Here is a 19,546-nt window from a genome sequence, read left to right as displayed (position 1 = left end):
CGTTGAGCATCCTCACCCCGAGCATCCCGGACAGCGACCAGCTGCACCGCGACGCGCTCACCGTCCTGCAGCCCGGCTTCGAGGGCAGCACCCCGCCCGCGTGGGTGCACCGGCACATCGCCGCCGGCCTCGGCTCGGTCGCACTGTTCGGGCGCAACGTCACCGACCAGGCCCAGCTGGCGGCGCTCACCGCCGAGTTGCGGCGGGAGAATCCGGACCTGCTGATCGCGATCGACGAGGAGGGCGGCGACGTCACCCGCCTCGAGGTCGGCTCCGGCTCCTCCTGGCCGGGCAACCTGGCCCTCGGCGCGGTCGACGACCCGGCGCTGACCCGGGACGTGGCGCGCGAGCTGGGCCGGGCGCTGGCCGAGTGCGGCATCAACTTCAACTGGGCGCCGGCCGCCGACGTCAACTCCAACCCGGGCAACCCGGTCATCGGGGTGCGCTCGTTCGGCGCCGACCCGCAGCTGTGCGCCCGGCACACCGCCGCCTGGGTGGCGGGCCTGCAGTCGGCGGGGGTCGCCGCCTGCGCCAAGCACTTCCCCGGGCACGGCGACACCAATGTGGACTCGCACCACGGGCTGCCGCTGATCGACGTGGCCGAGGAACTGGTCCGGGCCCGCGACCTGCCGCCGTTCAAGGCCGCGGTGGAGGCCGGCGCCAAGGCGCTGATGACCGCGCACATCATGATCCCGGCGCTCGACCCGGACTACCCGGCCACCCTGAGCAAGGCGGTGCTGGGCGGGCTGCTGCGGGCCCCGGAGAGCGAGGGCGGCCTCGGCTACCAGGGCCTGATCGTCACCGACGCGATCGAGATGGGCGCCATCGCCGACCGCTACGGCATCGCGGAGGGGACGGTGCTGGCGCTGGCGGCGGGCGCCGACGCGATCTGCGTCGGTGGCGGGCTGTGCGACGAGGAGACCGTGCTGCGGCTGCGGGACGCCATCGTGGCGGCGGTGCGGGAGGGCCGGCTGTCCCAGGAGCGGCTGGCCGACGCCGCCGACCGGGTGCGGGCGCTGGGCAGCTGGGCGCGGCAGAGCCGATCGAAGGCGGCCGCCGAGGCCGCCCCGATCGAGCCGGACCTGTCGATCGGCCTGCGGGCCGCCCGCTGGGCCCTCAGGGTGACCGCCGATCCCGCTCAGCACTTCGAGCCGGTGACCGACCGTCCGTTCGTGGCCTCCTTCTCGCCGGAGTCCAACATCGCGGTCGGCGACGACACCCCGTGGGGCGTGGCCGGGATGCTGGCCGAGCGGTTCCCCGGCACCCGGACCCGCGGCATCGGGCCGGACCAGGCGGGTGCCGAGCAACTGGACGCCCTGGTGGCCGAACTGCTGGCCGAGGCGGCGGGCCGGCGGCTGGTGCTCGTGGTGCGCGACGTGCACCGCCACGACTGGATGTCAGCGGCACTGCGCCTGCTGCTGAACGCCCGGCCCGACGCGCTGGTGGTGGAGATGGGGGTGCCGCAGGCCGAGCCGGTCGGCGCGCTGCACATCGCCACCCACGGCGCGGCCCGCGCCTGCGGCCTGGCCGCGGTGGAGGTGCTCACCGGCCAGCCGTCGGTCGGTCGCTGAAAAACATCAGGCTTTCCGACCGCCGCTCAGCACCGGGGCCCCGGTGGGGGAGGGATTCCCTGCCGGGGCCCCGGTGTTTCATTTTTCGGATGGCCACGGAATTCCGTTCGCCAAGGAATTGTCATGACTCAATCGGGAATTGACGCGACTTCAGGTGATTGACCAATCGCGGTGCGCTGATATTGCACAACAGGTAGGCAACGGCGGGGGATTGGGTGAACCATTCGCGTTGACATCGGGATGGCTCTGGGACAGGCTCCAGAAAACTGGTCTGGACCACGCTCGGCCCCGTTCGGTCCTGAAGCACCGGAATCAGCGTCACAATCCCCTTGAACCGCTCCTCCCGGAGGAAAGCGTGAAGCGTCGTCAGCTCCTGGCCGCATCCGTCGTCACCGCGCTCGCGGTGGCCCTGACCGGGTGCGGAGGATCCGCCTTGGGCTCCGCGGCCAACCGGTCGGCTGCTCCCGGGGCGGTCGGCGGCACGCTCACCGTCTGGCTGATGGACGACGCCGAGAACAACTGGCCGGACCTGGTGCAGCAGGTGAACCAGCAGTTCAGCGCGGAATACCCGAACGTCACCCTCAAGCTGAGCTACCAGACCTGGGCCGACAAGGTGCGGAACCTGGACGCCGCGCTCGGTCAGGGCAAGGCGCCGGACGTGGTGGAGCTGGGCAACACCGAGACCATGAAATACATCCTGAACGGCTCGCTGGCCCAGTTGGACAAGAGCGACTACGAGAACTCCGACAGCTGGATCCGCGGCCTGGAAAGCACCTGCACCTACAACGGCAGACTGTTCTGCGTGCCGTACTACGCCGGCGCCCGGGTGGGCATCTACAACGCGGCGATGCTCCAGCAGGCCACCGGCAGCGCGGACTTCCCCGCCACCGAGGACGACCTCAGGGCCGCGATGGACAAGCTGCAGGCTGCCCACCGGGACGACAAGTCCTTCTCCGCGCTCTACCTGCCCGGCCCCTACTGGTACGCGGCGATGTCCTACGTGGCGGCGTACGGCGGCACCATCGCCAAGTTCGACAGCGCCGGCAACTGGCACGGCACCCTGGAGGACCCGAAAGCCCAGCAGGGCATCCAGCACTTCGTCGACCTGGTGAAGCGCTACAACCACGGCGACCCCACGGTCAACGAGCAGCACCAGTCGGACGTGCTCGGCAAGCAGCAGGCCGGCGTGATCTACGGCACCGCCTGGGAGGCCACCAGCGCCGCCACCGCGCCCGGCGGCGACCCGTCGCTCGCGGGCGCCCTGAAGCCGGCGGCCTTCCCCGGCCCGAACAACCGGCCGCTGCCCAGCTTCATCGGTGGCTCGGACCTGGCGATCACCGCCAAGTCGCAGGCCGGTGAGCCGGCCAAGGCCTGGGTCAAGCTCTTCACCAGTGCCAAGTCGGAGGCGCTGCTGGCGGGAAAGAACATCCTGCCGAACAACCTCACCCAGCTGGATCCGCTGAAGTCCAAGCCGGAGACGGCGGCCGCGGCCAATTCGGTGCCCGATGCCTGGTTCGTCCCACTGGCCCCGGGCTGGGCCCAGGTGGAGAAGCAGAACGTGCTGGAGACCATGCTCACCTCGATCCTGGCCGGCACTGCGGTGAGCCAGGCCACCAAGGCCGCGGACGCCCAGATCAATCAGATGATCAACAACCAGGGCTGAGCGGGCCCGGACAGCACTACGGGCCACGGCGCCGACGAGGGACCCTCAACCCTCGCGGCACCGCAGCCCGGAGCTTCGCCGACCGCCGGAGCCGGCGCCGGGATTGTGCGGGATCCCGGTGTCGCGGCGGTCGACCGAGGAGGGCTCCGCGCGTGGTCAGGGCAGTTGCGCGGGGGCCTCTCCTTGGTGCCCTTCCATTGTGGACTAGACCAATCTGGGTTGTCCAGGAATCCGCCGGAATTGGTCTGGACAACTGCGGTGACCTCGGGTCGGGCCCCGGCGCGATCTCGGGCCGGGCCCCGGTTTGGCTACCCTCGGCGGTGTGCCCTCGCTGAACGAACTCGTCCGCCGCCACACCACCCTCACCGGTGCCGATGTGGAATGGCTCCACCTGCTGGTCTCGGAGTGGCAGCTGCTCTCCGACCTCTCCTTCGCCGACCTGGTGCTCTGGATCCCCACCTGGGACGGCATCCGCTACGTCTCGGTGGCCCAGATGCGGCCCAACACGGGCCCACCTCCTACCAGGACGACATGGTCGGCCACCTGGTCCCGCGCGGTCGGCGCCCGCTGCTGGACGCCGCGTTCGACGAGGGCGGATCGTCCGGGAGGGCGACCCGGAGTGGCGCGAGGAGGTGCCGGTGCGGGTGGAGTCGATCCCGGTCCGCCGGGAGGGCAAGGTGCTCGGGGTGATCGCCCGCAACACCAACCTGCTCACCGTGCGCACCCCCAGCCGGCTGGAGCTCACCTATCTGCAGAGCGCCTCCGACCTGGCGCAGATGATCGCCGCCGGCAGCTTCCCCTACCCCGGCGAGCAGGTGGACATGGACGCCGCCCCCGGGTCGGCGACGGCCTGATCCGGCTGGACGCGGACGGCATCGTCACCTACGCCAGCCCCAACGCGCTCTCCGCCTACCACCGCCTGGGCCTGACCACCGATCTGGTGGGCGGTCATCTGGGCCGCACCACCGCCGAGTTGGTGCCGCCCTCGCGGGGTGCGGTGCACGAGGCGCTGGTCAAGCTGGCCAGCGGCTGGGCGCCCCGGCAGGCCGAGGTGGAGGCCCAGGACGGCGTGGTGACGCTGCGGGCGATCCCGCTGAAGCCCAAGGGCGTGCCCACCGGCTCGCTGGTGCTCTGCCGCGACGTCACCGAACTGCGGCGCCGCGACCGGGAGCTGATGACCAAGGACGCCACCATCCGGGAGATCCACCACCGGGTGAAGAACAACCTGCAGACGGTCGCCGCGCTGCTGCGCCTGCAGTCCCGGCGGCTCGGCGACGACTCGGCCCGGGCCGCGCTGGACGAGGCGGTGCGCCGGGTCGGCTCGATCGCCATCGTGCACGAGACGCTCTCGCAGAACCTGGACGAGCAGGTCGCCTTCGACGAGATCGCCGACCGGGTGCTGGCCATGGTGATGGAGCTGTCCCAGGACGGCCAGGTCGCCGCCAAGCGCAGCGGCAGCTTCGGCATCCTCTCCGCCGAGGTGGCCACGCCGCTGGCGATGGTGCTGACCGAGCTGCTGCAGAACGCCCTGGAGCACGCGTTCGGCGGCCGCCCCGGCGGCACGGTCTCGGTGAGCGCGCTGCGCGGGCGGGCGCCGGTCGCCGGCTCGGGCCGGTCGGACAGCTGGACCCAGGGGGCCAAACCGGACGAGTACCTGATGATCACCGTGCAGGACGACGGCCGCGGCATGCCGGAGGGCTTCGACCCGCAGCAGGCCGGCAACCTCGGCCTGCAGATCGTGCGGACCCTGGCCACCGGGGAGCTCGGCGGCACCTTCGACATGCTGGCCGCGCCGGGCGGCGGCACCCGGGTGGTCCTGGAGATCCCGGTCCGCTGACCGGGCGTGCCGGGGCAAGAAACGAGGCCCCGCCGACCGGGGGGGAGGGTCGGCGAGGCCTCTCAACCCGTTCCGGCTGTCGGGGGAGTCAGCCGGTACGGGGGCTCTTGGGTGTGACGCTCGGCGCTATTGCATACGGTGAGCGTCGCAGGTCCACACTATTGCTCTGCGTGAGCAGTGGCAAGTAGCCGGACCGGGGTGAGTCGCAGTCGGAGCGGTCTGCGCCGGCGGTGCTGCCAGGGCGCGTCTGCTCCTGCGGAAGGCTTCGACGAAGTCGCGGCCGAAGCCTGTGATCATGTGTTGATCGGTACTGCTGAACTGCTGATCCTCACCGAGCGATCGGTGGTACTGCGATCGCTCAGGCGGTGCGGGCGCGGTTGCGGGCGGCGCGGCGCTTCATCGCACGACGCTCGTCCTCGCTCATCCCGCCCCAGACGCCGGCGTCCTGGCCGGTCTCCAGCGCCCACTGCAGGCACTGCTCCATCACGGGGCAGCGGCGGCAGACGGCCTTGGCTTCCTCGATCTGCAGCAGAGCAGGACCGGTGTTCCCGATCGGGAAGAACAGCTCCGGGTCCTCTTCGCGGCAGACAGCGCGGTGGCGCCAGTCCATGGTCGTCCAACTCCTCCTGCCGGTGGACGGGGGCCCACCAGCACTATCGAAACGTCTTGTGAATGTGAACGCTTTCACGAATCCCGCAACGGCAATAGGGGCCAACGGCCTCTACGGGCCGGGCGTCTGTGCTGAGGGGGGTTCGGGCGAATCCCGCGATCCCGAGCCGGAGGCCCAGTGGGATGCAACGGGGGGTCGCTTCGCAGTCCCGCTGCGTCGCGTCCCGATCGCCATGTAGAGGTTCGCAAACCTCAGGCTCGGATACAACCCCCTTCGAGGAGGAATTTTTGATTCTTCGGTGTCGCCTACCTCACAGGCCGTACTTCTATGGGGTGAAGGGGGCTCGCACGTTCGAGAACAAGGGCGGGGCCCCTTCTGGTCACACAATCACACGCAGTGCCCGTCGTACGCCTGTGAAACTGACGCGGCTCCTGTCTCCAAGGTGGTCCCCGTCGACCTGAAATGGGACCGGTTCCTGTGAAACCAAGGTGAAGTGCCTGACGTCGTGATAGGAGACGACGTGCTTCCCGGTCGGCCCGGGCTGCTTGCCGGGCTGCTCCGAAGGTGTGTGCGGGCGCAGAATCTGACGGATCGTCCGCGCGGTTCCGAACGCTGTCATTCGAGTGATGCCGAAGACGTCAAGGTCGGTTTCGAAGGATGCGGACGGCGAGGGAAGCACCGGGCGATTGCCGAGGAATGTCCACGGCGAGGTGTTCGAGACTATTGACATCACCAGTCCCGACTGCGGTGCCCGGCCCGGGATTTCCAGCGTGACCGGGCCGTTCTTCCGGTGCTCGCGCTCGGTGACGTAGTGCCGGAGCGCTTCGCGCACGTAGAGCGCGTGCGTGGACCGGCGCCCCGACCGGCGCTGCTCCTCCACCCGGCCGACCACGCCCGCGTCGAACCCCAGGCCGGCGGTGAAGGTGAACCAGCGGTCCGGCAGCCCGTCGGTCATCGCCTTGCCCAGGGAGATCTCCCGCTGCCGGCCGCTGTCCAGCGCGTCCAGCAGCACGCCGGTGGCGTCCACCGGATCGTTGGGCAGCCCGAGCGCCCGGGCGAAGACATTGGTGCTGCCGCCCGGCACCACCGCCAGGCGCGGCAGCTTCTCGCTCGGGCCGTGCGCCAGCAGGCCGTTGACCACCTCGTTGACCGTGCCGTCGCCGCCGAGCGCCACCACCAGGTCCATCGAGCCGTCCGCGGCAGCGGCCCGGGCCAGGTCCCCGGCGTGGCCGCGGTACCCGGTGACCGCGACCTCCAGCTTGAGCTCGCTGCGCAGCGCATGGGTGAGGACATCCCTGGTTCGGCCACTGGTGGTGGTGGCCTTCGGGTTCACGACCAGGAGCGCACGCATGAGGATCAGCCTAAGGCTCGGTCGGAGCGGCCCGGCGGTTACCCTGCTTCAGTGACCGCAGAAACCACCGTCCCCGCCACGCCCGCCGCGCGCCCCACCCCGCTGCTGGCCGGGGTGGCCCTGACCCTCGCCGAGGGCGCCGCGCTGGTGGTCTGGGGCGTCTACATCATCGTCGCGGCGCTGGTCGAGAGCACTCGGAACCAGGGGCTCGCCGAGTACGGCGGGGTGGTGATCCTGCTGCTCGGCCTGCTGCCGCTGCTGGCGGGCCGGGCGCTGCTGCGACTGCGCCGCTGGGGCCGCTCTCCGGCGGTGCTGATCCACACCCTCTGCCTGCCGGTGGCCTGGTTCATGTGGGGGGCCGGCGGTGTGATGGCGGCGATCGGGGTGCTGGTCGGCCTGGCCGGGCTGGCCGGTCTGGTGCTGCTGCTCAACCCGAAGGTCACCGCGGTGCTGTACCAGGGCGCCGACACCGAGAGCTGAGTACCCGTCAGCGGTTGAAGCACAACCGGGGCGCGCGCCTTGCGGCGCGCGCCCCGGCGCATGTCCGGCAGGTCACTCCTCGACCAGCAGCTTGTCCCGCAGCTGGGCGAGGGTGCGGGCCAGCAGACGCGACACGTGCATCTGGGAAATGCCCACCTCGGCGGCGATCTGAGACTGCGTCATGTTCCGGAAGAACCGGAGCACCAGGATCTTCTGCTCGCGCTGCGGCAGCTGGGCCAGCAGCGGCTTGAGCGACTCGCGGTACTCGACGCCCTCCAGGGCCTCGTCGGTGGCGCCCAGGGTGTCCGCCACGGCCGGCGACTCGTCGTCGCTGTCCGGCACGTCCAGGGACAGCGTGGAGTAGGCGTTGGCCGACTCCAGGCCCTCCAGCACGTCCTCCTCGGAGATGCCCAGGTGCTCGGCCAGCTCGTGCACCGTGGGGGAGCGGCCGTGCCGCTGGGAGAGCTCGCTGGTCGCGGTGGTCAGCGACAGCCGCAGCTCCTGCAGCCGGCGCGGCACTCGCACCGCCCAGCCCTTGTCGCGGAAGTGCCGCTTGATCTCGCCCACGATGGTCGGGGTGGCATAGGTGGAGAACTCCACCCCGCGCTCGTGGTCGAACCGGTCCACCGACTTGATCAGGCCGATGGTGGCCACCTGGGTCAGGTCGTCCAGCGGCTCACCGCGGTTGCGGAACCGCCGGGCCAGGTGCTCGACCAGCGGGATGTGCATCCGGACCAGCTGGTTGCGCAGTTCCACCCGCTCCGGGGAGCCCTCGGGCAGCCCGGCCAGCTGGACGAACAGGGCCCGGGCCGCCTCCCGGTCCGGGGCGGCGGTCTTGTGCCGGTCCGCGCCCTGGGCCGGCAGTGCGGCCCGCACCGCCTCGGCCAGCTCCTCGTCCCCGTCCCGCACCGCCCCTGGCGCCTGCGGGTGGGCCTCGTCGGACGCCGGGTCCGGCGTCGGGTCGGTGGGCTGGCTCATCCGCTGGGCGTCCTTCGGGTCAGCGTCTTGGGAGGCGGCGGGCCCTGGCTCGGACCCGCCGGACTGCGCCGGCACGGTAGGGCGCCGGGCGGCCGCTGGGCGCGCGGCCGGGCCGCCGCCGGACGGGGCGTCCGTCGGCAGGCCGTCCACGGGCCGGGGCCCGACGGCGGAGTTGCGATCCAGATCACTCACGGTGATCCCCCGTTCCGTTCCGGGAGCGCCCGGACCGCCGACGCGGCCGGGCCATCACATCGATTGTTCCGCGACCGGGCCCATTGGCGGGAGTGCCCCGGGTCGTGGAACGTCCGGCCGCGGGCCGGACGCGCCGGTCGGTCCAGCCTCCGGCCGGGCGTTCTCGATCGGTCCGGCCTTCGGCCGGGCACCTTCGCTTGGTCCGGCCGCCGGCCGAATCCTGGTTCACGGCTATAGCGGGTTCCCGCCGCGCTTCTTGTGCAGACTGATGCTGACCGTCCGGTCGTCGGCCACCGAGGACTCCACCTCGCCGGCCAGCGCCGAGAGCACCGTCCAGGCGAAGGTGTCCCGCTCCGGGGCCCGGCCGTCGGTGGTCGGGGCCGAGACGGTGACCCGCAGGGCGTCCCCGACCAGCCGGAACTCGCAGGACAGCACCGATCCGGGCACCGCTTGCTGGAGCAGGATGGCGCAGGCCTCGTCCACCGCGATCCGCAGATCCTCGATCTCGTCGAGAGTGAAGTCCAGCCGCGCCGCGAGACCGGCCGTGGCCGTCCGCAGCACCGAGAGGTACGCCCCCTGGGCCGGCAGCCGGACCTCCACGAAGTCGTTCGCCGCCGGCTCCTCGGGAGCGCCGTCGATCTGGGACACCCTCACCTCCTGGGTGACGCGCTGTGCTTGGGCCGGGGCCTGGGCACGTTCTGTTGCATGGCTCAACTGCTTCGCCCCAACTGTCTTGAGGGGTGGTGCGGTACGTCCCGTGTCCTACCCAGCCTGGTGGCGCTGGACGCGGGCCGTCCGCCGAGACGTTACCGCGATCGGACGAGAGATGTCGCGACTCGCGACCCAATTCCCCCGCCCGGGGTCCATCGAGGGCGCGGGTCAGCTGCCGCCCAGCTCGCGCAGCGCGTCCCCGGTCAGCCGGTAGACCGTCCAGTCGTCCATCGGCTGGGCGCCCAGCGACTTGTAGAAGCCGATCGACGGCTCGTTCCAGTCCAGCACGCTCCACTCGAACCGGCTGTAGCCGCGCGCCACGGCGATCCTGGCCAGCTCGGTGAGCAGCGCCTTGCCGTGGCCGCCGCCGCGGTGCTGCGGGCGCACGTAGAGGTCCTCCAGGTAGATCCCGTGGGTGCCCGTCCAGGTCGAGAAGTTGCGGAACCAGAGCGCGAAGCCGGCGGTCTCACCGGTCGCGTCGTCCTCGGCGATCAGTGCGTACACCGCGGGCTGCGCACCGAACAGCGCCTGGCGCAACTGCTCCTCGGTGGCCTTCGCCTCGGGCAGTGCCCGCTCGTAGTCCGCCAGTTCGCGGATCAGCTCGATGATGGTGGGGACGTCGTCGACGACTGCGCTCCTGATCATGCCGCCGAGCGTACTGGGCCGATCGGGTGAGCGGCGGAACGCACGACGGCGCCGCGCACCCGGTGGGTGTGCGGCGCCGTCGAGGACGCGAGCGACGAGCTCAGGCCTTCTTGGTCTCCCAGAAGATCTTGTCGATCTCGGCGATCAGGTCGAGCAGAGCCTGGCCGGTGGCCGGGTCGTTCGACGCCTTGGTGGCCGAGGCGGCCTTCAGGGCGCGGTTGAACAGGTCGTGCAGCTCCGGGTACTTCTCGAAGTGCGGGGCCTTGAAGTAGTCGCTCCACAGCACCGACAGGTGGTGCTTGACGGCCTCGGCGCGCTGCTCCTTGATGATGATGGCGCGCGTGCGGAAGCCGGCGTCCTCGTTGGCCTGGTACTTCTCCTGAGTGGCCTTCACGGACTCGGCCTCGATGCGGGCCTGGGCCGGGTCGTACACACCGCAGGGCAGGTCGCAGTGGGCGTGAGCGGTGACCCGCGGCGCAAACAGACGAGAGAACATGGGAGTCCTTCCTTAGATCGTCTTCCCGCGCCGAGATTACCCCGCCGGATGCGGGATCTCATGGCCGGGACGGGGACCTAAGGCAAAAGGCCGAGTCGGAACCGGTCGATAACGGGCACACGTTGTCGATGCGGGATGCTGGTCCCTGGAACGGGTGACGGTGCTCGGCACGTTCCTGACATTGCCCGACGGGACTTGGCACGACGAGGAGGTGGGCAGCATGGCGGCACTGCGGCGGCGCGACACTGACGCAGGCCCAGAACCCGTGGTCCGCACGGGTGGCGGACTCTTGCCGTTCGGAGTGGTCGATGTGGACGGGCCCTCGATGGTCCCGACCCTGTACGACGGCGACAAGGTGGTGGTCAAGTACGGAGCCCGGATCCGAGCCGGAGCGGTCGTCCTGGTCCGCCACCCGATGCGCCAGGACCTGCTGGTGGTCAAGCGGGCCGCCGAGCGGCGCAGCAAGGGCTGGTGGCTGCTGTCGGACAATCAGTTCCTGGGCAACGACAGCCGGGACTTCGGCCCGGTGCCCCAGGAGCTGGTGCTCGGCCGGGTGCTGCTGCGGGTCAGCCCCAGCGTGGGGTGGCTGGCCCCGGCCCACTGGCTGGAGCGGCTGCTGTGCCGCTGGCCGCTGGGCCGGGTGCCGGGGCTGGCGGCCCGGTTCGGGGTGGCCCGCGGCCGGCTCAGTCCGTCGCGCTAGCGGTGGCCGGCCGGGCCTGCTCCGGCGGCGCCTGGTCCGACTGTGCGTGCGCCGACTGCGCGTGCGCCGCCTCGGCCCGCTTGCGCGCCCGGTAGGCCGCGACATTGGCCCGGGTCGCGCAGCGGTCCGAGCAGTACCGCCGGGAGCGGTTGGTCGAGGTGTCCAGGTAGGCGTTGCGGCACGGTGCGGCCTGGCAGATGCCCAGCCGGTCCGCGCCCAGCTCGGTCAGGTGGATGGCCAGGCCCATGCAGGCCACCGCGGCGAAGTTGGCGGTGGCGGTGGGCGCGTTGTCGGCCAGGTGCAGGTGCCAGCGGGGGCGGCCGCTCTCGTCGAGGTAGTCGTGCCCGGACACCTGCGGGCTGACCGGGTACTCGGCCAGCAGCCCGTTCAGCAGGTCGACCGCGCTCCCTTCGCGGCCGGCTGCGGCCTCCTCGAAGACGGCCCGCAGCCGGCTCCGCAGCGCGCGCATCAGCGGCACGTCGTCCGGGCCGGTGAGCAGGGCGGCGCCGGACTCCGGGTAGCTGAAGAGGTTGCGCGCGGCGTCCACGCTGACCAGCGCGTCGGTGCCGCGCTCCGGCTCCTCGCTGTTGACCAGCCGGACGGCGTAATCGGCGTACAGGGCGAGCTCCACGGGGTCCTCCGAGGGAGCGGTAACGGGTGAGTCGCCTCAAGCCTATTACGCCGTCCGGCTTCCGGACACTGTCAGAGGACCTTGGAGAGGAATGCCTTGGTCCGGTCGTGCTGCGGATCGGTGAGCACGTCGCGCGGGTGGCCGGATTCCACCACCACACCGTCGTCCATGAAGACCAGCGCGTCGCCGACCTCGCGGGCGAAACCCATCTCATGGGTGACCACGACCATGGTCATGCCCTCCTCGGCGAGCCCGCGCATCACGTCCAGCACATCGCCGACCAGCTCCGGGTCGAGCGCCGAGGTGGGCTCGTCGAAGAGCATCAGCTTGGGGTCCATGGCGAGCGCCCGGGCGATCGCCACCCGCTGCTGCTGGCCGCCGGAGAGCTGGGACGGGTAGTTGGCGGCCTTGTCGGCCAGGCCCACCCGCGCCAGCAGCTCCCGGGCCCGCTCCCGGGCGGCGGCCTTGGACACGCCCTTGACCTGCACCGGGGCCTCGACGATGTTCTCCAGGGCGGTCATGTGCGGGAACAGGTTGAAGCGCTGGAAGACCATGCCGATGTCGCGCCGCTTGCGCGCCACCTCGCGCTCCTTCAGCTCGTACAGCCGGTCGCCCCGCTGCTGGTAGCCGACCAGCTCCCCGGCCACCGAGAGCCGGCCGCTGCTGACCTTCTCCAGGTGGTTGATGCAGCGCAGGAAGGTGGACTTGCCCGATCCTGACGGTCCGATCAGGCAGAACACCTCGCCCTGCTTGACCTCCAGGTCGATGCCCTTGAGCACCTCCACCAGGCCGAAGGACTTGCGCACCCCTCGGCCTTGACCATCACCGAGCCGGGCACCTGGTCGTGCACCGGGTCAGACACCGGGACCACCGCCTTCCCTGGAAATTGCCGCCGGCCCGGTCGGGAGCTTCACCCGGAGCGCCCGCAGCTTCTGCAGCGGGGTCGGTGGCAGCGCCCGGTTGGCGCCGCGGGCGTAGTACCGCTCCACGTAGTACTGGCCGATGGTGAGGATCGAGGTCAGGAACAGGTACCAGATCGAGACCACGACCAGCAGCGGGATGTTCTTGAAGTTGTGCGAGTAGATGTTCTGGCCGGCCCGGAACAGCTCCTCCAGCGAGATCACGGTGACCAGCGAGGTGGTCTTCAGCATCGAGATGGTCTCGTTGCCGGTCGGCGGGATGATCACCCGCATCGCCTGCGGCAGCACGATCCGGCGCATCGTCTGGCCGCGGCTCATGCCGAGGGCGTGGGCCGCCTCGCTCTGGCCCTCGTCCACCGACTGGATGCCGGCCCGGACGATCTCGGCCATGTAGGCGGCCTCGTTCAGGCCGAGGCCCAGCAGGGCGGCCGTGAAGGTGGGCACCAGGGTGTTGGTGTCCTGGGACCAGAACGCCGGACCGAACGGCACGCCGATCGAGATCCGCTGCCAGAGCAGCCCGAGGAAGCCCCAGAACACCAGCTGCACCAGGACCGGGGTGCCGCGGAAGACCCAGATGTAGAGGTACGAGCTGCCGGAGAGCAGCGGATTGCGGGAGAGCCGCATGATCGCCAGCAGGATGCCGCCGATCACGCCGATCAGCATCGAGTAGACGGTCAGCTGCAGGGTCACGCCGACGCCGTGGACGATGCTCGGGTGGAAGAGGTAGTGGCCGACGGTCGGCCAGTCGAATACCGGGTTGGATATCAGGGCGTTCAGCAGCATCGCCAGCAGCACGAGGATGACGACGGCGCCGGCCCAGCGTCCGGGGTGGCGCACCGGCACTGCCTTGATGGTGTCAGGCAGTGCCGGGCGAGCCGCCCCCTGTTTCGTCTGGTTCACGGGAGTGACCTAGGGGGTGAGAGGGGCGGGCGGATTCAGCTGACTGCGCCGTTGACCACGGACTTGGTGATCGCCCCGGCCTGGACGCCCCACTTCTGGAGGATCTTCGCGTAGGTGCCGTCGTCGATCAGCGACTGGATGGCGCCGTGGATCGCCGGGGTCAGCGGGGAGCCCTTGGCGACCACCGCGCCGTACGGGGCGGTGTCGGTGGTGTCGCCGATCTTCGCCAGCTGGCCGCTGATCTTGATCGCGTAGTCGACCACCGGGGAGTCGGCGAGCATCGCGTCGTCGCGGCCGGCGACCAGCGCGTTGGTGACGTCGGTCTGCAGGTCGAACTTGTCGCCGTCGTTCGGGATGGTCGGCTTGCCGGCCTTCTGGCAGGCCGGGTTGAGGGTGTTCTTGATCTCGTCGGCCTGGGTGGTACCGGTCTGCACGGCGACCTTCTTGCCGCACAGGTCGGTGGCCGAGATCTTGTTCGGGTTGCCCTTCTTCACCGCCATCGAGGTGCCCGCGGTGAAGTAGGTGACCATGTCGACGGTCGCCTCGCGGTCCTTGCTGTCGGTGAAGGAGCTCATGCCGAGCTGGAACTTGTTCGACTGGATGCCCGGGATGATCGCGGTGAACTGGGAGTCCCGGACGTCGGCCTTCAGGCCCAGCTTGGCCGCGATGGCGCCGGCCAGGTCGACGTCCATGCCCTGGATGTGGCCGCTGTCGTCCTTGAACTCATTGGGCGCGTAGGAGGCGTCGACGCCCACCACCAGCTTGCCGCTGGACTTGACCGCGGCCGGGAGCTGGGCGGCCAGCGAGGGAACGGCGGTCGGGGACGTGATCGAGCCCGACGACGAGCCGGACGACGATGAGGTGCTGCTGCTCGTACTGCTGCTGCTGCTGCAACCGGTGACCGCCAGGCTGCCGGCTATCAGCACGGAGCCTAAGGCGGCAAGGCGGGTGCGGTGAGTGCGGACGACGCTCATTGCGGGGGCCTCCTGTGAGAGGGTCAGGCGGATCTGCCGCGGTGACGGGGTGTGAGCGGGCGGGCCACCCTCCGCCGAGGTGGTGCAGGAGATCCTGCCACCACCGAACTGTTGAGCGGAGCACCAGTGAGATCAAAAATGCGTAACGGGACCTGCCGATCCCGGTGCGTTTCGCCTGAGCAGGCTCTGATCGGCGGTCCGCCGCCGCCTGCGGGGCGACGTGGCCTTCGTCTCTCCAGGCCGGTCTGCCGGGCTTCGGGGCACTGTGTCAGAATCACCTATCGGGTGACCCCCGATACCAGCCAGTAACCAACGGCTCGCCACAGAGCCGGGGTGTCGAGGACCGGAAGTCGATGACGCCGACTCCGTATCCGCGGCACCGAAGCGTCGTGCGGACCGTAGCGCGCAGCTACATCCCCAAAAAATCCCTCATAGAGGGCGACCCGCTGGCGGCCGCCTGACCACCCGGCTCCGGGCCCGCTCGCGCGGGTCCCCGGTGTTTCAGCGTCCCCCGGAACGGTCATCGGCCATCGGCTGTCGTCCTCGCTGATCTAATGACGAAGAGGTCATCGTGGCAGCGGAGATCATTCACCCTCGTTCCTCGGATCCCGAGGATCCGGTCGACGCCGTGTTCGCGCTCCATCGGGGCGGCAAGATGGCGGTCGCCGCGACCGTGCCGTTGCGCGACGCGGACGACCTGTCCCTCGCCTACACCCCCGGCGTGGCCCGGGTCTGCACCGCCATCGCCGAGCAGCCGGAGCTCGTCCACGACTACACCTGGGTGGCCAACACGGTCGCGGTGGTCACCGACGGCACCGCCGTGCTGGGCCTGGGCGACATCGGCCCGGCCGCCTCGCTCCCGGTGATGGAGGGCAAGGCGATCCTGTTCAAGCAGTTCGGCGGCGTGGACGCGGTGCCGATCGCGCTGAACTGCACCGGCGTCGACGAGATCGTCGAGACCGTGATCCGGTTGGCCCCGTCGTTCGGTGGCGTCAACCTGGAGGACATCTCGGCGCCGCGCTGCTTCGAGATCGAGCGCCGGCTCCAGGAGGCGCTGGACATCCCGATCTTCCACGACGACCAGCACGGCACCGCGATCGTCACCACAGCCGCGCTGTGGAACGCGGCCCGGGTGACCGACCGGAAGATCGGCGACCTGCGCGCGGTCATCTCCGGCGCCGGCGCGGCCGGCATCGCGATCGCCAAGATGCTGGTGGCCGCCGGGATCGGCGACGTGGCGCTGTGCGACCGCCGCGGCGTGGTCCACCAGGGCCGCGAGGACCTCACCGACGTCAAGGCGGAGATCGCCGCGCTCACCAACAAGAGCGGGCGGACCGGCTCGCTGGCCGACGCGCTGGCCGGCGCGGACGTCTTCATCGGCGTCTCCGGTGGCACCGTGCCGGAAGAGGTCGTCGCCACCATGGCGCCGGGCTGCTTCATCTTCGCGATGGCCAACCCCAACCCGGAGATCCACCCCGAGGTCGCGCACAAGTACGCCTCGGTGGTCGCCACCGGCCGCTCCGACTTCCCCAACCAGATCAACAACGTGCTGGCCTTCCCCGGCATCTTCGCCGGCGCGCTCTCGGTGCGGGCCTCGCGCATCACCGAGGGCATGAAGCTGGCCGCCGCCGAGGCACTGGCCGGCGTGGTGGCCGAGGAGCTGACGCCGCAGAAGGTGATTCCCTCGCCGTTCGACGCGCGAGTGGCCCCCGCGGTCAGCAAGGCGGTCGCCGAGGCGGCCCGCCAGGAGGGCGTCGCCCGGATCTGACGATCCGACCGGCTGACGCCCCGTCGGCAGCGGGCCCGGGACACGCGGTGGAGGTCACACTCCGGCGTGGTTCCGGGCCCCGCCCGTCGGCGGCTAGTGTCCGGACCATGTTCGCCGCCTACGCCGCCCGCATCGACCCCGACGATCCCCTGGCCGGACTCGAACTCGGGGAGCTCCCCGAGCCCGAGGCGCGCCCGGGCTGGAGCGTGGTGACCGTCAAGGCCGCCTCGCTCAACCACCACGACCTCTGGTCGCTGCGCGGCGTGGGCCTGCCCGCCGAACGGCTGCCGATGATCCTGGGCTGCGACGCGGCCGGGATCGACGAGCACGGCAACGAGGTGGTCATCCACTCGGTGATCGGCCAGAGCGGCCACGGGGTCGGCCCCGACGAGCCGCGCTCCATCCTGACCGAGCGCTACCAGGGCACCTTCGCGCAGCGGGTCGCGGTGCCCACCTGGAACCTGCTGCCCAAGCCGGCCGAACTCTCCTTCGAGGAGGCCGCCTGCCTGCCCACCGCCTGGCTCACGGCCTACCGGATGCTCTTCACCAACGCCGGGGTGACCCCGGGCCAGACCGTGCTGGTGCAGGGCGCCGGCGGCGGGGTGGCCACCGCGCTGATCGTGCTCGGCAAGGCCGCCGGGCTGCGGGTCTGGGTCACCGGGCGGGACGCGGCCAAGCGGGACCGGGCGCTCGCGCTGGGCGCCGACGCGGTCTTCGAGAGCGGCGCCCGGCTGCCCGAGCGGGTGCACGCGGTGATGGAGACGGTCGGCGCGGCCACCTGGTCGCACTCCGTCAAGGCGCTCCGCCCCGGCGGCACCATCGTGATCTCCGGTGCCACCTCCGGGCCGAACCCCAAGGCCGCCGAGCTGAACCGGATCTTCTTCCTGGAGCTCAAGGTGGTGGGCTCCACCATGGGCACCAAGGAGGAGCTGGCCGACCTGCTCTCGCTCTGCGCCACCACTGGCATCCGCCCGGTGATCGACGCAGTCCACCCGCTCACCGAGGCCCGCGACGCCTTCGCCCGCCTCGCCGAGGGCGACGTCTTCGGCAAGCTGGTGCTGCAGCCCTGAAAGCCGAAGGGCCCGCCTGCCGGCGGGCCCTGACTGCGGCGCGGGTCAGCGCAGCAGGCGGCGCAACTGCTCGGCCGCGCCGGTCAACACGGCGCGGGCCTCCCAGAGTTGCTCCTCGGTGACCCCGTCCCCGTCCCGAGCGGTGTCCCGCACCTGGTCGCGGAACCGGTCGAGGAGCCGGTCGAGTTCGCGGGCCGGGTCGCCGCCCGGCTCGGTGCGGGCCCAGTCGGGGAGGTCCTGCGGGGCTTCCTTGCCGAGGTCCACCTTGGGGGCCTCGGCGGAGCCGGCGCCCCAGCGCGACGGGTCGGCCAACCCGGCCAGCCCGCGGGTGAGTTCGGACAGGCCCTCGGACAGACCGGTCGGCCAGTCGCCGTTGCCGACGTGCTCGCGGAACTGCTGCTCCACCCGCTTCTTGATCCGCAGCGCCTCCTGCTGGGCCGCCTGGCGGACCGCCTGCGACTGCTCGCGGGCCTTGCGGGCCTCCTCCTTGGCCAGCTTGGCCTGCTCCTTGGCGGCCTTCTCCTGCTCCTTGGCCCGCTTGGCCTGGGCCTTGAACTCGGCGAACTCCTCCTTGGTGCGCTGCCAGCCGGCCGCGTCGGCCCAGCCGGGGCTCTCGGGACGGCGGGCGATGCGGGCCGCGTTGCGCAGTTCCTCGCGCAGGTCCTTGGCCGAGTCCCGGACGTCCGCCCGGATCGCGTCGGCGAGTTGGGTCACCGAGGCGTCGATCTCCGACTCCAGCTCGGCCAAGTCGGCCTGGCGGCTGAGCAGTTCGGCCCGGCCGGCGTCGGTGATCCGGTAGACCTTGCGGCCGCCCTCGGTGGAGTGCTCCACCAGGCCTTCCCCCTCCAGCTTGGCCAGCCGGGGGTAGACCGTGCCGGCGGAGGGCGCGTAGCGGCCCTGGAAGCGCTCCTCCAGCAGGCGGATCACCTCGTAGCCGTGCCGGGGCGAGTCGGCCAGCAGCTTCAACAGGTAGAGCCGCAGCCGGCCGTGCCCGAAGACGTTGCTCATGCGGTGTCCTCCGTCCCGTCCGAACCGTCCGTCAGCTCCTTGACCAGGCTGGGGGTGTCGTCCTCCGGGCGGGCCAGCACCGAGACGGAGCCGGAGACGGTGGTCACCTCCAGCGAGCCGCTGCCGGCGCCGAGGACGCCGGTGAGCCGCTGGCCGCCCCAGGTGCCGCCGAGCTTCAACTCCTCGAAGGCGGTGGAGAACTTGCCGGTGGTGCTGCCCGCCTCGACCTTGGTGTCGGCGGGCCGGGGGAGCCGGATCGCGACGTCGCCGCTGACCGTGTTGGCCCGCACGTCCGCCGGAGCGGCCCCGGTGAGGTCCAGGGTGACCACGCCGCTGACCGTGTTGGCGCGGACCGTGGTGGCAGTGCCGGCCACCACCGTCAGGTCGCCGTTGACCGTCTTGAGCTTCAGCTCGCCGCCGACCGACTGGGCGTCCACATCGCCGGAGACCGAGTTGGCCTCGGTCTTGCCGCCCAGCCCGACCAGGGTGGTGGCGCCGGTGATCGCGTACACCGCGGTGTCGGTCTGCAGGCCGGAGACGGTGGTGTCGGCGGAGACCGAGCCCAGCTTCACCACGGCATCGGCCGGCAGGGTCAGCGTGACCACGGCGCGGGACTTGCGCTTGCGCTTGAGGGAGGAGACCAGGTCCTTGAACCCGTCCTTGATCGCGTCCATCGTCTTCAGCTGGCCGCCGAAGCCGAAGTCGTTCCAGGAGAGGTGCTGGTAGGTCACCGTCAGCACCCCGTCGACCAGGCTGACCTGCAGCGGCTCACCCTTGAGCTCGGTGACCTCGATCCGGGCCGGGCCCTCGGCGGCCACCACGTTGAGCGCGCCGGCGATCATCCGCACCTGCGCCGACTGCACCGGCTCGTCCAGGACGATGCTGTCGGGCTCGCTGACCGTCCACTGGTTCATTGAAAGTCCTCCCGTTGGCTGGGCGCCGTCGTACGCTGGAGTGGCGACGATCCGGCAAGTCGCGATGTATCGCGTCTTCCGAGAAACACGATATATCGCGTGGCGGTGGAGTCAAGTGCTTCGCCGC

Annotated in this window: 19 protein-coding genes and 2 pseudogenes; 9 read left to right on the top strand and 12 right to left on the bottom strand. The window is 71.0% G+C overall.

Features of this window, described 5'->3' with window-relative positions; all coding sequences use genetic code 11:
* The first annotated feature begins 2 nt into the window (after window positions 1–2).
* The 5 genes and pseudogenes from E6W39_RS16130 to E6W39_RS44150 all read left to right on the top strand — a co-directional run bounded on the left by E6W39_RS16130 (window position 3) and on the right by E6W39_RS44150 (window position 5,071).
* Window positions 3–1,571: a glycoside hydrolase family 3 protein gene (locus E6W39_RS16130; RefSeq protein ID WP_141634114.1), complete on the top strand. Its 1,569-nt coding sequence runs from the start codon at window positions 3–5 to the stop codon at window positions 1,569–1,571.
* Window positions 1,572–1,926: 355 nt separating this feature from the next.
* The gene (locus E6W39_RS16125) at window positions 1,927–3,234 is read left to right on the top strand and encodes an extracellular solute-binding protein (protein ID WP_141634113.1); all 1,308 of its coding nucleotides are present in this window, start codon (window positions 1,927–1,929) and stop codon (window positions 3,232–3,234) included.
* A 322-nt stretch (window positions 3,235–3,556) separates the two neighbouring features.
* Window positions 3,557–4,088: pseudogene (locus E6W39_RS44160) on the top strand (histidine kinase N-terminal domain-containing protein).
* Window positions 4,085–4,591, top strand: a pseudogene (locus E6W39_RS44155) (histidine kinase dimerization/phosphoacceptor domain -containing protein); the annotation flags it as partial. The pseudogenes E6W39_RS44160 and E6W39_RS44155, both read left to right, overlap by 4 nt.
* Before the next feature lie 48 nt (window positions 4,592–4,639).
* The gene (locus E6W39_RS44150; protein ID WP_407658617.1) at window positions 4,640–5,071 is read left to right on the top strand and encodes an ATP-binding protein; all 432 of its coding nucleotides are present in this window, start codon (window positions 4,640–4,642) and stop codon (window positions 5,069–5,071) included.
* 358 nt (window positions 5,072–5,429) lie between these two features.
* Here the strand turns inward: E6W39_RS44150 and E6W39_RS16115 are convergent, their stop codons facing one another.
* Together E6W39_RS16115 and E6W39_RS16110 are read right to left on the bottom strand one after the other, a co-directional pair.
* Window positions 5,430–5,681 (bottom strand): WhiB family transcriptional regulator, encoded by a 252-nt coding sequence (locus tag E6W39_RS16115; RefSeq protein ID WP_014138019.1) that lies wholly within the window; start codon window positions 5,679–5,681, stop codon window positions 5,430–5,432.
* Window positions 5,682–6,060: 379 nt separating this feature from the next.
* Window positions 6,061–7,032 (bottom strand): diacylglycerol/lipid kinase family protein, encoded by a 972-nt coding sequence (locus E6W39_RS16110; RefSeq protein ID WP_141634112.1) that lies wholly within the window; start codon window positions 7,030–7,032, stop codon window positions 6,061–6,063.
* Window positions 7,033–7,083: 51 nt separating this feature from the next.
* Between E6W39_RS16110 and E6W39_RS16105 the strand changes: the two genes are divergently transcribed.
* Window positions 7,084–7,512, top strand: a complete 429-nt coding sequence (locus E6W39_RS16105; RefSeq protein WP_141634111.1) for a hypothetical protein — start codon at window positions 7,084–7,086, stop codon at window positions 7,510–7,512.
* Window positions 7,513–7,584: 72 nt separating this feature from the next.
* Here E6W39_RS16105 and E6W39_RS16100 read toward each other — a convergent pair whose 3' ends face one another.
* From E6W39_RS16100 to sodN, 4 genes are all read right to left on the bottom strand, one after another.
* The gene (locus tag E6W39_RS16100; RefSeq protein WP_228718178.1) at window positions 7,585–8,490 is read right to left on the bottom strand and encodes an RNA polymerase sigma factor SigF; all 906 of its coding nucleotides are present in this window, start codon (window positions 8,488–8,490) and stop codon (window positions 7,585–7,587) included.
* Between the two features lie 423 nt (window positions 8,491–8,913).
* Window positions 8,914–9,330 (bottom strand): ATP-binding protein, encoded by a 417-nt coding sequence (locus E6W39_RS16095; protein ID WP_101382177.1) that lies wholly within the window; start codon window positions 9,328–9,330, stop codon window positions 8,914–8,916.
* Between the two features lie 231 nt (window positions 9,331–9,561).
* The gene (locus tag E6W39_RS16090) at window positions 9,562–10,038 is read right to left on the bottom strand and encodes a GNAT family N-acetyltransferase (RefSeq protein WP_141634110.1); all 477 of its coding nucleotides are present in this window, start codon (window positions 10,036–10,038) and stop codon (window positions 9,562–9,564) included.
* Window positions 10,039–10,138: 100 nt separating this feature from the next.
* Window positions 10,139–10,534 (bottom strand): superoxide dismutase, Ni, encoded by a 396-nt coding sequence (sodN, locus tag E6W39_RS16085; RefSeq protein WP_141634109.1) that lies wholly within the window; start codon window positions 10,532–10,534, stop codon window positions 10,139–10,141.
* Window positions 10,535–10,859: 325 nt separating this feature from the next.
* Here sodN and sodX point away from each other — a divergent pair, with 325 nt between their 5' ends.
* Window positions 10,860–11,234 (top strand): nickel-type superoxide dismutase maturation protease, encoded by a 375-nt coding sequence (sodX, locus tag E6W39_RS16080; protein ID WP_267286696.1) that lies wholly within the window; start codon window positions 10,860–10,862, stop codon window positions 11,232–11,234.
* On the opposite strand, the gene E6W39_RS16075 is transcribed toward sodX, so the two are convergent.
* The 4 genes from E6W39_RS16075 to E6W39_RS16060 form a co-directional block, all read right to left on the bottom strand.
* On the bottom strand, window positions 11,218–11,865 hold the full coding sequence (locus E6W39_RS16075) for a CGNR zinc finger domain-containing protein (protein WP_141634108.1): 648 nt from the start codon (window positions 11,863–11,865) through the stop codon (window positions 11,218–11,220). The two genes, sodX and E6W39_RS16075, sit on opposite strands and share 17 nt — an antisense overlap.
* A 71-nt stretch (window positions 11,866–11,936) precedes the next feature.
* Window positions 11,937–12,671, bottom strand: coding sequence for an amino acid ABC transporter ATP-binding protein (locus E6W39_RS16070; RefSeq protein WP_141634107.1), 735 nt, complete (start codon window positions 12,669–12,671; stop codon window positions 11,937–11,939).
* Between the two features lie 48 nt (window positions 12,672–12,719).
* On the bottom strand, window positions 12,720–13,685 hold the full coding sequence (locus E6W39_RS16065) for an amino acid ABC transporter permease (protein ID WP_220140219.1): 966 nt from the start codon (window positions 13,683–13,685) through the stop codon (window positions 12,720–12,722).
* 35 nt (window positions 13,686–13,720) lie between these two features.
* Window positions 13,721–14,659 carry an ABC transporter substrate-binding protein gene (locus E6W39_RS16060; RefSeq protein ID WP_141634106.1) on the bottom strand — a complete coding sequence of 313 codons (939 nt, stop codon included), beginning with the start codon at window positions 14,657–14,659 and terminating at the stop codon, window positions 13,721–13,723.
* Window positions 14,660–15,230: 571 nt separating this feature from the next.
* On the opposite strand from E6W39_RS16060, the gene E6W39_RS16055 reads away from it, so the two are divergent.
* Together E6W39_RS16055 and E6W39_RS16050 are read left to right on the top strand one after the other, a co-directional pair.
* Window positions 15,231–16,427 carry an NAD(P)-dependent malic enzyme gene (locus E6W39_RS16055; RefSeq protein ID WP_280709591.1) on the top strand — a complete coding sequence of 399 codons (1,197 nt, stop codon included), beginning with the start codon at window positions 15,231–15,233 and terminating at the stop codon, window positions 16,425–16,427.
* Window positions 16,428–16,534: 107 nt separating this feature from the next.
* On the top strand, window positions 16,535–17,497 hold the full coding sequence (locus E6W39_RS16050) for a zinc-binding dehydrogenase (RefSeq protein ID WP_141634105.1): 963 nt from the start codon (window positions 16,535–16,537) through the stop codon (window positions 17,495–17,497).
* Between the two features lie 45 nt (window positions 17,498–17,542).
* On the opposite strand, the gene E6W39_RS16045 is transcribed toward E6W39_RS16050, so the two are convergent.
* Window positions 17,543–18,505, bottom strand: coding sequence for a PadR family transcriptional regulator (locus E6W39_RS16045; protein ID WP_141634104.1), 963 nt, complete (start codon window positions 18,503–18,505; stop codon window positions 17,543–17,545).
* A complete protein-coding gene (locus E6W39_RS16040; protein WP_141634103.1) occupies window positions 18,502–19,419 on the bottom strand; it encodes a DUF4097 family beta strand repeat-containing protein in 918 nt (305 codons plus the stop codon). The genes E6W39_RS16045 and E6W39_RS16040 overlap by 4 nt, the downstream gene beginning before the upstream one ends.
* Between the last annotated feature and the right edge of the window lie 127 nt (window positions 19,420–19,546).

Origin of the sequence: Kitasatospora acidiphila (genome assembly GCF_006636205.1) — a bacterium.
GTDB lineage: Bacteria > Actinomycetota > Actinomycetes > Streptomycetales > Streptomycetaceae > Kitasatospora > Kitasatospora acidiphila.
The sequence above is the reverse complement of the archived record's forward strand: the minus strand, read 5'-3'. Positions and strand labels throughout refer to the sequence as shown.

Excerpts from the sequence above, each read along its gene's own strand:
- E6W39_RS44150 (WP_407658617.1), top strand. The coding sequence starts at position 4,640 with ATGGTGATGGAGCTGTCCCAGGACGGCCAGGTCGCCGCCAAGCGCAGC.
- E6W39_RS16115 (WP_014138019.1), bottom strand. The coding sequence starts at position 5,681 with ATGGACTGGCGCCACCGCGCTGTCTGCCGCGAAGAGGACCCGGAGCTG.
- E6W39_RS16110 (WP_141634112.1), bottom strand. The coding sequence starts at position 7,032 with ATGCGTGCGCTCCTGGTCGTGAACCCGAAGGCCACCACCACCAGTGGC.
- E6W39_RS16100 (WP_228718178.1), bottom strand. The coding sequence starts at position 8,490 with ATGAGCCAGCCCACCGACCCGACGCCGGACCCGGCGTCCGACGAGGCC.
- E6W39_RS16090 (WP_141634110.1), bottom strand. The coding sequence starts at position 10,038 with ATGATCAGGAGCGCAGTCGTCGACGACGTCCCCACCATCATCGAGCTG.
- sodN (WP_141634109.1), bottom strand. The coding sequence starts at position 10,534 with ATGTTCTCTCGTCTGTTTGCGCCGCGGGTCACCGCTCACGCCCACTGC.
- sodX (WP_267286696.1), top strand. The coding sequence starts at position 10,860 with ATGGTCCCGACCCTGTACGACGGCGACAAGGTGGTGGTCAAGTACGGA.
- E6W39_RS16060 (WP_141634106.1), bottom strand. The coding sequence starts at position 14,659 with ATGAGCGTCGTCCGCACTCACCGCACCCGCCTTGCCGCCTTAGGCTCC.
- E6W39_RS16050 (WP_141634105.1), top strand. The coding sequence starts at position 16,535 with ATGTTCGCCGCCTACGCCGCCCGCATCGACCCCGACGATCCCCTGGCC.
- E6W39_RS16045 (WP_141634104.1), bottom strand. The coding sequence starts at position 18,505 with ATGAGCAACGTCTTCGGGCACGGCCGGCTGCGGCTCTACCTGTTGAAG.
- E6W39_RS16040 (WP_141634103.1), bottom strand. The coding sequence starts at position 19,419 with ATGAACCAGTGGACGGTCAGCGAGCCCGACAGCATCGTCCTGGACGAG.